The 13,580-nt window shown below is 73.0% G+C and carries 10 protein-coding genes; all 10 read right to left on the reverse strand.

What is annotated here, in order from left to right; genetic code table 11:
- Window positions 1-194: 194 nt before the first annotated feature.
- Window positions 195-1,631 (reverse strand): GTPase ObgE, encoded by a 1,437-nt coding sequence (gene obgE / locus QC283_RS01055; protein WP_279559373.1) that lies wholly within the window; start codon window positions 1,629-1,631, stop codon window positions 195-197.
- Between the two features lie 117 nt (window positions 1,632-1,748).
- Window positions 1,749-2,003 (reverse strand): 50S ribosomal protein L27, encoded by a 255-nt coding sequence (gene rpmA / locus QC283_RS01060; protein WP_003976205.1) that lies wholly within the window; start codon window positions 2,001-2,003, stop codon window positions 1,749-1,751.
- 14 nt (window positions 2,004-2,017) lie between these two features.
- Window positions 2,018-2,338: a 50S ribosomal protein L21 gene (gene rplU / locus QC283_RS01065; RefSeq protein ID WP_007449531.1), complete on the reverse strand. Its 321-nt coding sequence runs from the start codon at window positions 2,336-2,338 to the stop codon at window positions 2,018-2,020.
- 234 nt (window positions 2,339-2,572) lie between these two features.
- Window positions 2,573-3,634: an iron-containing alcohol dehydrogenase family protein gene (locus QC283_RS01070; RefSeq protein WP_279559374.1), complete on the reverse strand. Its 1,062-nt coding sequence runs from the start codon at window positions 3,632-3,634 to the stop codon at window positions 2,573-2,575.
- A 157-nt stretch (window positions 3,635-3,791) separates the two neighbouring features.
- A complete protein-coding gene (locus QC283_RS01075; RefSeq protein WP_279559375.1) occupies window positions 3,792-8,057 on the reverse strand; it encodes an Rne/Rng family ribonuclease in 4,266 nt (1,421 codons plus the stop codon).
- Between the two features lie 274 nt (window positions 8,058-8,331).
- The gene (locus QC283_RS01080) at window positions 8,332-9,108 is read right to left on the reverse strand and encodes a TIGR03936 family radical SAM-associated protein (protein WP_279559376.1); all 777 of its coding nucleotides are present in this window, start codon (window positions 9,106-9,108) and stop codon (window positions 8,332-8,334) included.
- Window positions 9,109-9,156: 48 nt separating this feature from the next.
- Window positions 9,157-10,242: a hypothetical protein gene (locus QC283_RS01085; RefSeq protein WP_279559377.1), complete on the reverse strand. Its 1,086-nt coding sequence runs from the start codon at window positions 10,240-10,242 to the stop codon at window positions 9,157-9,159.
- 133 nt (window positions 10,243-10,375) lie between these two features.
- Complete coding sequence (locus QC283_RS01090) at window positions 10,376-10,684, reverse strand: hypothetical protein (protein ID WP_279559378.1); 309 nt, start codon at window positions 10,682-10,684, stop codon at window positions 10,376-10,378.
- Entirely contained in the window at window positions 10,659-11,234 is a 576-nt protein-coding gene (locus tag QC283_RS01095; RefSeq protein WP_279559379.1) for an RNA polymerase sigma factor, read from the reverse strand. The genes QC283_RS01090 and QC283_RS01095 overlap by 26 nt, the downstream gene beginning before the upstream one ends.
- A 292-nt stretch (window positions 11,235-11,526) precedes the next feature.
- Window positions 11,527-13,494, reverse strand: coding sequence for a TIGR03960 family B12-binding radical SAM protein (locus QC283_RS01100; RefSeq protein WP_279559380.1), 1,968 nt, complete (start codon window positions 13,492-13,494; stop codon window positions 11,527-11,529).
- Window positions 13,495-13,580 lie beyond the last annotated feature (86 nt).

The following is a 13,580-nucleotide window of genomic DNA, read 5'->3' on the forward strand; positions in this document are numbered from 1 at the left end:
GGCGACGCCCTGCGGTCCGCGACGCCCCGCCGGTCCGCGACGCCCCGCCGGTCCGCGACGCCCCGCCGGTCCGCCGCCGGGGCCTTACGGCCGCCGGCTCCGTACCGTCACGTCCCACGGCCGGCCGGGCACTGCCCGGCCGGCCGTGGGACGTCGTCGCGTGGTCGTCCGACGCGCGCGGGTCGGACCAGGGATCAGAACGGCTCGAAGCCGTCGAACTCCCGCTCCGCCTCGTCGCGTTCGGCGTCCCGGTCCCGGCGGCGCTGGGCGGCCGGGCGGGGCGCCTCGAAGCGGTGGTCCTCACCGCGGCGGCCGAGCATCTCGGCGCCGGCCGTCACCGACGGCTCCCAGTCGAAGACGACCGCGTTGTCCTCGGGGCCGATGGCCACGCCGTCGCCGCCCCGGGCTCCCGCCTTCATCAGCCGGTCCTCGACACCGAGGCGGTTGAGCCGGTCGGAGAGGTAGCCGACGGCCTCGTCGTTGTTGAAGTCGGTCTGGCGCACCCAGCGTTCGGGCTTCTCGCCGCGTACCCGGAACAGGCCGTCCTCCTCGCGGGTGACGGTGAAGCCGGCCTCGTCCACGGCCTTGGGCCGGATGACGATCCGCGTGGCCTCGTCCTTGGGCCGCGCGGCACGCGCCGTGCCCACCAGCTCGGCCAGCGCGAAGGACAGCTCCTTCAGCCCCATGTGGGCCACCGCCGACACCTCGAAGACCCGGTAGCCGCGCGCCTCCAGGTCCGGCCGGACCATCTCGGCGAGGTCCTTGCCGTCCGGCACGTCGATCTTGTTGAGGACGACGATCCGGGGCCGGTTGTCCAGCCCGCCGTACTCCCGCAGCTCCGCCTCGATGATGTCCAGGTCGGAGATCGGGTCGCGCTCGGACTCCAGCGTCGCCGTGTCCAGCACGTGCACCAGCACGCTGCACCGCTCCACGTGCCGCAGGAACTCCAGGCCGAGGCCCTTGCCCTGGCTGGCGCCGGGGATCAGACCGGGGACGTCCGCGACGGTGTAGACGGTCGAGCCCGCCGTCACCACGCCCAGGTTCGGGACGAGAGTCGTGAACGGGTAGTCGGCGATCTTCGGCTTGGCCGCGCTCAGCACGGAGATCAGCGAGGACTTGCCGGCACTCGGGTAGCCGACCAGCGCCACGTCGGCGACGGTCTTCAGCTCCAGGTGGATGTCCCGGAGGTCGCCGGGCACGCCGAGCAGCGCGAAGCCGGGCGCCTTGCGCCGCGCGGAGGCCAGCGCCGCGTTGCCGAGGCCGCCCCGGCCGCCCTGCGCGACGACGTAGGAGGTGCCCTGGCCGACCAGGTCGGCGAGGACGTTGCCCTCCTTGTCGAGGACCACGGTGCCGTCGGGCACGGGCAGGACCAGGTCCTGGCCGTCCTTGCCGGAGCGGTTGCCGCCCTCGCCGGGCTTGCCGGCGGTGGCCTTGCGGTGCGGGGAGTGGTGGTAGTCGAGGAGCGTGGTCACCGACTGGTCGACGGTGAGGATCACGTCGCCGCCATGGCCGCCGTTGCCGCCGTCCGGGCCGCCGAGCGGCTTGAACTTCTCACGGTGGACGGAGGCACAGCCGTGGCCTCCGTTACCCGCGGCGACATGCAGCTCGACGCGGTCCACGAAGGTGGTCATGGGATGTGCCTCCAGTTACCGGTTACTACTTACTGCGGGAATGTCTCTTGGGTAACACGCGAAAGGCGGACCCGCTTCCCTTGAGGGAAGTGAGGTCCGCCTCGCGAAAGTTTCCGATCAGGCGACCGGAACGATGTTCACGACCTTGCGGCCACGGTGGGTGCCGAACTGCACCGCACCGGCCTGCAGGGCGAACAGCGTGTCGTCGCCGCCACGGCCGACGCCGGCGCCCGGGTGGAAGTGGGTGCCGCGCTGGCGGACCAGGATCTCACCCGCGTTGACGGCCTGACCGCCGAAGCGCTTCACGCCGAGCCGCTGGGCATTGGAGTCGCGACCGTTCCGAGTGGACGATGCGCCCTTCTTGTGTGCCATCTGTTCTCAGTCCCTTACTTCGCGGCCGCGGGGATCTCAGTGACCTTGATCGCCGTGTACTGCTGGCGGTGGCCCTGACGACGGCGGTAGCCGGTCTTGTTCTTGTAGCGCAGAATGTCGATCTTCTGGCCCTTGTGGTGGTCCACGACCTCGGCCTGGACCTTGATGCCGGCCAGCACCCACGGGTCGCTGGTCACAGCGTCGCCGTCGACGACGAGCAGGGTCGAGAGCTCGACCGTGTCGCCGACCTGGGCGGTGGAAATCTTGTCAACCTCAACGATGTCGCCGACAGCAACCTTGTGCTGGCGACCACCGCTGCGCACGATGGCGTACAAGCGGATCTCACTCTCTCGCTCTGGAACGGCACCCCCGCAGTCCAGCCGCCCGGTGACACACGCGAACGGCCTCTCCCGGCCGGGGCCCGTCAGGGCCCGCACACGGAAGGAAGAAAGGTTTACGGGGATGTGACGCGTCAGTCGACACGCCGACAGCCAAGATTACGGGGCCGTACGACAGGGGTCAAACCGATCCTCCGGGGCCCCGGCGCCCGGGCGCCCCGGGCCGCGTCCTCAGTCCGCGACCGACGCCACGTACGCGGCGTACGCCGCCTCGACCCGCGTCCGCGACAGGTCGAGGTGCTCCAGGATCGTGTACCGGCCGGGCCGGGTCTGCGGCGCGAACTCCACGGCCCGCACGAACTCGTCGTCGTCGAACCCGATCTCCCGGGCCACCACCGGCAGCCCGTGCCGGCGCAGCGTCCGGGCCATCAGCAGGGAGGCCTCGTGGTCGCCGCGCAGATACGTCGCGAAGGCCGCGCCGATGCCCACCTGCTCGCCGTGGCTGGCGGCGCGCCTCGGGTACAGCAGGTCGAGCGCGTGGCTGATCTCGTGGCAGGCGCCGGACGAGGGCCGGGTGTGCCCGGCGATCGACATGGCGATGCCGGAGAGCACCAGCCCCTCGGTCAGCACGGTCAGGAACCCGTCGTCGCCGCAGCCGCCGGGGTGGCGCAGCACGGCCTCGCCGGCCTGCCGGGCCAGGGCCGCGGCGAGGCCGTCGACCTTCTCGCCGTTGACCCGGTGGGCCAGCTCCCAGTCGGCGACCGCGGAGATGTTGGAGACGGCGTCACCGATCCCGGAGCGCACGAAACGGATCGGCGCCTCGCGGATCACCGCCAGGTCGACGACGAGGGCGATGGGCGTCGGCACACCGTACGAACCACGGCCGGCGTCGTTGTCCAGTATCGACACCGGTGAGCAGATGCCGTCGTGGGAGAGGTTGGTGGCGACGGCGACCATGGGCAGACCGACGCGGGCCGCGGCGAACTTGGCGCAGTCGATGACCTTGCCCCCGCCGAGACCGACGACCGCGTCGTAGCGGCCCGACTTCATCCCGTCGGCCAGCCGCACGGCGTCGTCGATCGTGCCGCCGCCGACCTCGAACCAGTCGGCGCCGGGCAGGGACGGCGCCAGCCGCCGGCGCAGCCGCGCGCCCGAGCCGTCGCTGATCGCCACCGCGAGTTTCCCGGACTGGGAGATCCGCTGGTCCGCGAGGACACTCGCCAGGTCGTCGAGTGCGCCCGGGCGGATGTCCACGACGAGCGGCGAGGGGATGAGCCTCGTCAGTACCGGCACGTGATCTTCTCTCCTCGCGGGGGCGGCGGGTCGGTGACGCACGGTTTTCCGGTGATGATGCGCCCCGGAGGGTCCGGGGAAACGTGTGGTCCCGGCCGAACGGACTCCGAGCGGATTCCGAGCGGACGGGACCACACGTACTGCGACAGGTGCCGGATCAGCCCTCGTCGGTGGCGGCCGTGACCGAGGACGGCGTCTGCTGGGCAGCCGCCGCGGTCTTCTTCGACGCCGTCTTCTTGGCCGTGGCCTTCTTGGCGGTCGTCGTCTTGGCCGCCTTCTTGGCCGTGGCCTTCTTCGCGGTCGTCGTCTTCTTGGCCGCCGTCTTCTCGGTGGCGGTCTTCTCGGTGGCGGCCTTCTTCGCCGTCGCCTTCTTCGCCGTGGCCTTCTTGGCCGTCTTGCGGGCCGCCGCCTTCTTGGCCGGAGCGGCCTCCTCGGCGGTCTCCGCCTCGGGTGCCGTCACGGCCGCGGCCTGCTCGGCCCCCGCCTGCCCGCCCGTGTCCTCCGCGGGGGCCGACGGGACGACCATGACGGCCGCCTCCTCGGACGCGGTGGACGTGGTGGGCTTGCGCACGGCCCGGCGCCGCGGACGGGCCGGGGCGGCGCTCTCGGCGGCCGCACCGGACGGCTCCGGGGACACCTCGGCGGCAGCCGGTGCCTGAGTCGCCTGCTCGGGCTGCGCGGCCTCCGGGACCGTCAGCACGGCGGCCTCGGCGCCCGCGGGGGAACCGGCCGGTGCGGACACCTTCCGGGTGGCCCGGCGGCGGGTACGGCCCTTGGGCGCGGCCTCGTCGGCAGCCGGCGCCTCGACGGCGGCCGGAGCCTCGACGGCGGCCGGAGCCTGCGTGGTGGCCGGAGCCGTGGCGGCCGGGGCGGGGGCGCCGGAGACGGCGTCCTCGACGGCGGCGGGCTCGGCCAGCACCTCGGCGGCGGGCTCCCGCAGCACGGGACGCTCGACCTCCTCCTCGACCGTGACGTCCTGCGCGGTCGGGGCCTCGGCGCGCGCGGCCTCGCCCTTCGCGGACCTGGCGGCCTTCGGGGCGCCCGCCGGGGACGACGCCCGCCGGCTCGTACGGCGCCGGCCGCGACCGCGCGTGGCGGCGGCCTCGGCCTCGGCGGCGCTGCTGTACAGCTCCTCGTCCGCGCTGAAGTCGGGCGCCGGCAGGGCGACCGGCTCGGCCACCTCGGCGGCGACCTCGGACTCGGACTCGGTGTCCGCCTCCTGCTCCGCCGTCACACCGGTCTCGACACCGGCCACGGCCTCGTGCTCGTGCGGCTGCTCGCCGCCGGCCCGGGCACGCTTGCGGCGCTTGCCACCGCCACCGCCGCCGCCACCGGCCGCGGTCGGCTGGTCCAGGTGCACGATGACGCCACGGCCGTTGCAGTGGACGCAGGTCTCGGAGAACGACTCCAGCAGCCCCTGCCCGACCCGCTTCCGCGTCATCTGCACGAGCCCCAGCGAGGTCACCTCGGCGACCTGGTGCTTCGTACGGTCACGGCCCAGGCACTCCAGCAGGCGCCGCAGGACCAGGTCGCGGTTGGACTCCAGCACCATGTCGATGAAGTCGATGACGATGATGCCGCCGAGGTCGCGCAGCCGCAGCTGGCGCACGATCTCCTCGGCCGCCTCCAGGTTGTTCCTGGTGACGGTCTCCTCGAGGTTGCCGCCCTGACCGGTGAACTTGCCGGTGTTGACGTCGACGACGACCATCGCCTCGGTCCGGTCGATCACCAGCGAACCGCCGCTGGGCAGCCAGACCTTGCGGTCCAGCGCCTTGGCGAGCTGCTCGTCGATCCGGTACGTGGCGAAGACGTCGACCTCGCTGGTCCACCGGGACAGCCGGTCGGCGAGGTCCGGCGCCACGTGGGACACGTAGCCGTGGATGGTCTGCCAGGCGTCGTCACCGCTGACGACGACCTTGGTGAAGTCCTCGTTGAAGATGTCGCGCACGACCCGGACGGTCATGTCCGGCTCGCCGTAGAGCAGCGTCGGCGCGTTCGAGCTGCCGCCGCTCTTCGCCTTCTTCTGGATCTCCTCCCACTGCCCCTGGAGCCGCTCGACGTCACGGCGCAGCTCGTCCTCGCTCGCGCCCTCGGCGGCGGTGCGCACGATGACGCCCGCGTCCTCGGGGACGATCCGCTTGAGGATGGTCTTCAGACGGGAGCGCTCGGTGTCGGGCAGCTTGCGGCTGATACCGGTCATCGAGCCCTCGGGCACGTAGACCAGGTAGCGGCCGGGCAGCGAGATCTGGCTGGTCAGACGGGCGCCCTTGTGACCGATCGGATCCTTGGTGACCTGCACCAGGACCGACTGGCCGGACTTGAGGGCGGACTCGATACGACGCGGACCGCCCGACATGCCGAGCGCCTCGAAGTTGACCTCACCGGCGTACAGGACGGCGTTGCGGCCCTTGCCGATGTCGATGAAGGCGGCCTCCATCGACGGCAGCACGTTCTGCACCTTGCCGAGGTACACGTTGCCGACGTACGAGGTGGCCTGCTCCTTGTTGACGTAGTGCTCGACGAGCACGCCGTCCTCCAGGACGCCGATCTGGGTGCGCTCGCCGTGCTGGCGTACGACCATGACGCGCTCGACGGCCTCGCGGCGTGCCAGGAACTCGGCCTCGGTGATGATCGGGACGCGCCGGCGCCCCTGCTCACGGCCTTCTCGGCGGCGCTGCTTCTTGGCCTCCAGGCGGGTCGAGCCCTTGATGGACTGCACCTCGTCGGACGGCTCGCCCTTCTCCCGCGGGGGACGGGGCTCGCGGACCTTGACGACGGTGCGCTCGGGGTCGTCGGCGGACGACGACTCGGCCTCACCGGAACCGTCCGCGGCACGGCGACGACGGCGCCGGCGGCGACGGCTGCTGCTGGAGCCGCCGCCCTCGCCCGAGGCGTCGTCGTTCTCCTCGGCGTCCTCCTCGGCCTGCTCGGCGCTGTCCTCGGCGTCCTGATCGGCCCGGTCGGCCTGCTCGGAGGCGTTGGGCTCGTCGCCGTCGGCCGAGTCGCCGTCGGCGGCATCGCCCCGGCGACGGCGACGGCCGCCCCGGCGACGGCGACGGCGCGACCCGGAATCCTCGGACCCCTCGGCGTCGTCGTGGTCCTCGCCCGAATCGTCGGAGTCGGCGTCGGCGTCCGTGTCGGCCTCGGTCTCGGCCTCCGGCTCGTCCTGCGTGACGGCGGCGGCCCGCTCCTCGGCGGCCTCATCCGCGGCGGCACCCCGGCGCTTGCGGCGGCGGCGCGACCCTGCGGGCTGCTCCTCCGGGGCCTCCTCGGGCTCCTCGTGCGCCTTCGCCGGCTCGGGCCCGGCCGCCTCCGCGGCGGCCTCGGCCGCGGCCCGCTCGGGCGTCTGGAACTGGGGCTCGGTGAACACGGGCGCCTGGAACACGGCGACCGCGGGACGCGAGGGACGCTTGGGAGCGTCGGCCTCGTCGGACGCGGAGGCGGTGCGCGGCGGTGCGGCGAAGCCGGTGGCGGCCTTGCGGGTGGACCGGCGGCGCGCACGACGCGGAGCGGCGTCCTCGACGGGCTCGGCGGGCGCGGCGGTCTCCGCGGCCTCGGCCGTGGTCTCAGCGGCCTCGGGGGCCGGCGCCGCCTCGATCACGTCGGCGGCGGTGTCCGCGGGCGCGTCGGCCGGGGCGGACACGCGTCGCGTGGCACGGCGACGGGAACGCCGGGGAGCGGCGTCCTCGGCCACTTCGGCCGTTTCGGCGGGGGCGGACGCCTCCACGGTCTCGGCGGGCTCGGCGGCGGCAGCGGGCTCAGCAGGCTCAGCGGCGACGGCCGGCTCGGCCGGCGAGGTCACACTGCGCGTGGCACGACGACGCGAACGGCGCGGAGCGGCCTCCTCGACGGGCGCGGGGGCGGACGCCTCCACGGTCTCGGCGGGCTCGGCGGCGACAGTGGGCTCAGCAGGCTCAGCGGCGACGGCCGGCTCGGCCGGCGAGGTCACACTGCGCGTGGCACGACGACGCGAACGGCGCGGAGCCGCGTCCTCGACGGGCGCGGAGGCCGGCTCGGCCACGGCGGCCGGCTCGGGCTGGGCGGGCGTCTCGGCGGCGGAGGACGCCGGAAGGACGGTCTCGGCCGTCTCCGCCGACGCCGGAGTTCCGACGGGCGCGGAGGCGCGGCGCACCGCGCGGCGACGCGGGCGACCCGCGGACACCGGCTCCGAAGCCGCCTCGGGCACCGCCGTGGCGGAGGCCGCGGCTGCCGTCTCTTCCGTCTCCTCGGCCTCGTCGGCCTCGGCGGTCACCTCGGCGGGCGCGACGGTCTTGGCCGACGCCTCGGAGGCACCGGACGGCGGACCCGCCGGCCGGGACGCGGCCCTGCGCCGACGACGCGGCGGCAGGGTGTCGCTGGGGGTGTTCGATTCGGCGTCCGTCGAGGTGGTCGAGGACCCTGTGGGTTCGGTCGGTTCGAGCATGCGGGGGTTTCTCCCGTCAGGCTCCCGGGCGCCGCGCCTGGTCCGGCGTCGACCAGGTCGACCGCCAGTGACGTCCGCGGCTCGCGCGATGCGCGGTCGCCGCCGTCCGGGGCGCGGGCGCCGCTCGGAAGCTCTCCGTGTCTTGTCTCGCCGGTTCCGTACCCCTTGTCGTGCACGGCCTGGCGAAAGTCTTGTGGTCGGTGCGCTGCCCGACCCAGGTGGCTCCCGAGTTCGAGGGCGGCGCTACGACGTCCGTCCCTACGCGGAACCTTCCTTACGCCGACACCTTCGCGGCGGCGGAAGCGGCGGCCGGTTGCGGCTCGGGCGCTTCTGCCTCGCGGTCGGGCGCGAGCGGGTCGGTCACCGCACCGGTCTCTTCATCGAACAGCCCCTGCGCCAGCCTGGTCACCGCTGCGGGGACCGGCGGCGCCAGGTCGGCCACGGCGCGAAGACCGGACAGGACGTCGTCGGGTCGTACGGCAGGCGTCACGTGCCGAACAACCAGCCGCAGTATCGCACAGGGCCGGTCGGTCGGCCTATCAGCCGGCGAACCAGGTGTGGTGACGCTCTCGAGACGCACGACGGCGGAGCGGGCGTCGAAGGTACGGACGCCGTTCTTCGTCCTGCGCTGAACCTCCACGGCCGGGGCCGCGTTGAAGGCCTCCACGGCGCGGTCCGCGTCCGCGGAGTCCACACCGTCCAGCCGCAGCTCCCACACGGAAGCCGTCAGCCGGTCCGCGAGCCCGGAGGTCCGGGCCTCGACCGCCTCGACGATGTCGAGCCCGGCGGGCAGCGACTCGTCGAGGAGCAGCCTGAGCCGCTCCGGGTCACGCGCCTCGGTGAGCGCGATCTCCAGGTACTCCGCCTCACTGCCCGTGCCGGTGGGTGCGGCATTGGCGTACGACACCTTCGGGTGCGGTGTGAACCCCGCCGAGTACGCCATGGGCACCTCGGCACGGCGCAGCGCACGCTCGAAGGCGCGCTGGAAGTCACGGTGGCTGGTGAACCGAAGGCGGCCGCGCTTGGTGTAGCGCAGTCGGATGCGCTGCACCGCGGGTACGGCCGGCGGGCCTTCGGGCTGTCGCTTGCCCAGTGTCGTTCAGTCCTTCGTGAGAGCGGTCGTACTGCTACCAAGAGTACGTGCCTCGGCGGCGGATGGTTCCCGCCGGGCCACCGCGGGCGCCTTCGCGGGCTCCCCGAAAAGCATCCGGCGCACGTCCGCGCGGGCCTCCCGCACCGTCCGCCGGGCGGCGGCGAGCGCCTGCCGGGCCGCCCGCCCGGCACCGCGCGCGGCCTCGGCGACAGGCCGCAGGACGGTGTCCCGCACGGCGTGCCCCACCGGCGTCAGGACGCTCCGGTACACCCAGCGCGCCGGCTCGGCGACGGTCCACCGCAAGAGGGTGCCGAGGAACCGCCCGACGGCGCGCGAGACGTACCCCGCGACCCGCCAGGCGTGTCCGAGGGCGTCCAGGATTTCCCTCCCGATGACGGCGAGCACCCGGCCGACCGGCGTGAGCACCCACCGCCACAGCGCGAGGGCCGGCAGCACCAGCAGCACCCGGACGGTCCAGTACAGGACCATGCCGACACCGGTGACGACCAGACCGAGGCCCCTCAGCAGTCCCCTGCCGCACCAGACCAGCCCCTTGCCGCACCAGGCGAGCGCGTGCCCGACCGGAGTGAGGACCCAGGCGTAGAGCCACCCGGCGGGTACGACGACGAGATACCGCGCGAGCCAGGCCAGACCGGCGTACAGCCCCCGCCCGACCGCGGCGAACACGGCACCCACGCCCCTGCCGCACCAGGCGAGCGCGTGCCCCACCGGCGTCAGCACCCACCGGTACACCCACACCGCCGGCACCACGAGCAGCACGTCGCCGAGCCAGGCCACGCCCTTGGCCAGCGGCACGACGACATACCGCCACGCCCCGACCAGCGGCCACACGAAGACGGCGCGCCCGAGCCACGCCAGCGCCCGCCCCACCGGCCGCAGCACCGTGTCCCGCAGGAACCGCCCGCCCACGACCAGCGCGTCCCACACCATCCGCACCGGCACGACCAGCACCAGGACGACGATCCGCACCGGAATCCGGACCGCCACGGCGAGGCACCCCTCGGCCTCCGCCCTCCGGCGCGGCTCCCGCGGATCCCCACCGGACGTCTTCTCAAGCTCCACCATGCCCATAGGGACGCCGCCGGACCCGGTCCGGATCCCGCGGCGTCACACCCCCCGTCTCCCCCGCCGTCGAACAGGACGCGCACGAGGCGTCGAACGGGTCGCCGCCGTACCGGTCGATCCGTCGAGAGCCGCCGCTCCGCTACGACGGGACCGGTTCGGCCGGACGATCCTCGCGGTCCCGATCCGTGACGGTCGCCTTGCACCGGCCGTCCTCGCAGGTGCGCCGCAGGCGTCCCCGCGAGATCGTCTGGGCCAGACCGATCGCCCAGCACATCGGGCAGCCGCGCAGCGCCAGTACACCGACCGGGAGGAGCAGCAGACTGATCGGGCCGACGGTCGAAACGAACGCGACCGAACCGATCACGCCGCCGAAGCCGATCACGCCCCGGACCAGGTGACGGGGCAGGGACGAACTCGCGAAGTCAGGGCCGTCGGGCTTCGTCGTCATGGGCGTCTCCAGGCGCGGGTTCGGGTGTGGCACGGAGGGAGCGCTGAACCGCGGTGCGAGCGCGGTGCAGACGCGACTTCATCGCGGCGGTACTGAGGCCGAGCGCCTCGGCGACCACGCGTCCGCTGTGGCCCTGTACGTCCCGCATGATCAGCACGCGGCGCTGCTCGGCCGGCAGAGCGGCGATGACGGCCGCCAGCTCCCCCGCCTCGATGCGCTGCAGAGCCACTTCCTCGGCGGAGCGCACGGCGGCGTCCGGCACCGGCGCGTGGGCCCGCATCGTCCGCGCGCGCCGCAGGCACTCGTTGCGGACGATGCGGAACATCCACGACGCCAGCGCGCCGGACGCCCGCAGCATCCCGATCCTGCGGTAGAGGATGATCAGGGCTTCCTGGGCCGCGTCCTCGGCGTCCTCGGGAGTGGCGCAGAGCGAGCGGGCGAATCGCCGCACGTTCGGGTGCGAACCCGACACCAGCGCGGCGATCGCGTCGACGTCGCCACGCTGGGCGGCGACGACCAGCTGTTCTCCGGGCCAGGACGAGTCAGCCACGGTCCTGCTTCCGCCCGCGAGTGAAGAAGTAGCCGCACGTGCAGAGCAGCACGGCTCCGGCGGCGATGGCGATACCTGTGATCACGAAGACCTCCTATACCTGTCCCGACGTCTGTCGGCACAGGTATAGGAGGCTCGGACCCACCGGAAGGATTCGGCCCCGGCCCGGAAAAGTCGAGCGCCCCGCGCGCCACTGGCTTCACCGAGGGGCCCGGGCCCGCGACCGCCCGCTCACCGCCGCCGACCCGAAAGCCCTCGCGCGGGCCCACGCCGGCCCACGCCCCTCACCGCGTCAGTGAGCGTGTCCACTGGTCGCGGGCTTCTTGACCGAGAGCGGCAGCAGCTTCTGGCCGGTCGGGCCGACCTGGATCTCGGTCTGCATCGCCGGGCACACGCCGCAGTCGAAGCACGGTGTCCAGCGGCAGTCGTCGACCTCGGTCTCGTCGAGGGCGTCCTGCCAGTCCTCCCAGAGCCACTCCTTGTCGAGGCCGGAGTCGAGGTGGTCCCAGGGGAGGACCTCCTCGTAGCCGCGCTCGCGAGTGGTGTACCAGTCGACGTCCACGCCGAAGGGCTCCAGGGCCTTGTCGGCCGAGGCCATCCAGCGGTCGTAGGAGAAGTGCTCGCGCCAGCCGTCGAAGCGACCGCCGTCCTCGTAGACGGCGCGGATGACGGCGCCGGTGCGGCGGTCGCCGCGGGAGAGGAGGCCCTCGACGATGCCGGGCTTGCCGTCGTGGTAGCGGAAGCCGATGGAGCGGCCGTACTTCTTGTCGCCGCGGATCTTGTCGCGCAGTTTCTGCAGCCGGGCGTCGGTCTCCTCGGCGGAGAGCTGCGGCGACCACTGGAAGGGGGTGTGGGGCTTGGGGACGAAGCCGCCGATGGAGACCGTGCAGCGGATGTCGCCGGAGCCGGAGACCTCGCGGCCCTTCTGGATGACGCGGGTGGCCATGTCGGCGATCTGGAGGACGTCGTCGTCGGTCTCGGTGGGCAGGCCGCACATGAAGTACAGCTTCACCTGGCGCCAGCCGTTGCCGTAAGCGGTGGCGACGGTGCGGATCAGGTCCTCTTCCGAGACCATCTTGTTGATGACCTTGCGGATGCGCTCGGAGCCGCCCTCGGGGGCGAAGGTGAGGCCGGAGCGGCGGCCGTTGCGGGTCAGCTCGTTGGCGAGGTCGATGTTGAAGGCGTCGACGCGGGTGGAGGGGAGGGACAGGCCGATCTTGTCCTCCTCGTACCGGTCGGCGAGGCCCTTGGCGACGTCGCCGATCTCCGAGTGGTCGGCGGAGGAGAGGGAGAGCAGGCCGACCTCTTCGAAGCCGGTGGCCTTCAGGCCCTTCTCGACCATGTCGCCGATGCCGGTGATGGAGCGCTCGCGCACCGGGCGGGTGATCATGCCGGCCTGGCAGAAGCGGCAGCCGCGGGTGCAGCCGCGGAAGATCTCGACCGACATGCGCTCGTGGACGGTCTCGGCGAGGGGGACGAGGGGCTGCTTGGGGTAGGGCCACTCGTCGAGGTCCATGACGGTGTGCTTGGAGACGCGCCACGGGACGCCGGAGCGGTTGGGGACGACGCGGGCGATACGGCCGTCGGGGAGGTACTCGACGTCGTAGAAGCCGGGGACGTAGACCCCGCCGGTCTTCGCCAGGCGGAGGAGGAGTTCCTCGCGGCCGCCGGGGCGGCCCTCGGCCTTCCAGGCGCGGACGATCGCGGTGATCTCCAGGACGGCCTGCTCGCCGTCGCCGATGACCGCGCAGTCGATGAAGTCGGCGATCGGCTCGGGGTTGAAGGCCGCGTGTCCGCCGGCCAGGACGACCGGGTCGTCGATGCCGCGGTCCTTGGACTCCAGCGGAATACCGGCCAGGTCCAGGGCGGTCAGCATGTTCGTGTAGCCGAGCTCCGTGGAGAAGGAGAGGCCGAACACGTCGAAGGCGCCCACCGGGCGGTGTCCGTCGACGGTGAACTGCGGGACGGAGTGCTCCCGCATCAGCTCCTCCAGGTCCGGCCAGACGCTGTAGGTGCGCTCGGCGAGGACGCCCTGCTGCTCGTTGAGTACCTCGTAGAGGATCATGACGCCCTGGTTGGGCAGACCGACCTCGTAGGCGTCGGGGTACATCAGGGCCCAGCGGACGTCGCAGGATTCCCAGTCCTTGACCGTGGAGTTGAGCTCTCCGCCGACGTACTGGATCGGCTTCTGCACATGCGGGAGCAGAGCTTCGAGCTGTGGGAACACGGAGGACACAGACTCGGCGGCTTCGGCAGGCATCTCACGGAACCTTCGTTGCTGACAAGGGGGACCATCCAGCCTAACCCGGCGTGGATGGTCCCCCGTACCGCCAGTCCCCCGGAGCG

Origin of the sequence: Streptomyces sp. DH41 (assembly GCF_029813785.1) — a bacterium.
In the GTDB taxonomy this organism is placed as follows: Bacteria; Actinomycetota; Actinomycetes; order Streptomycetales; family Streptomycetaceae; genus Streptomyces.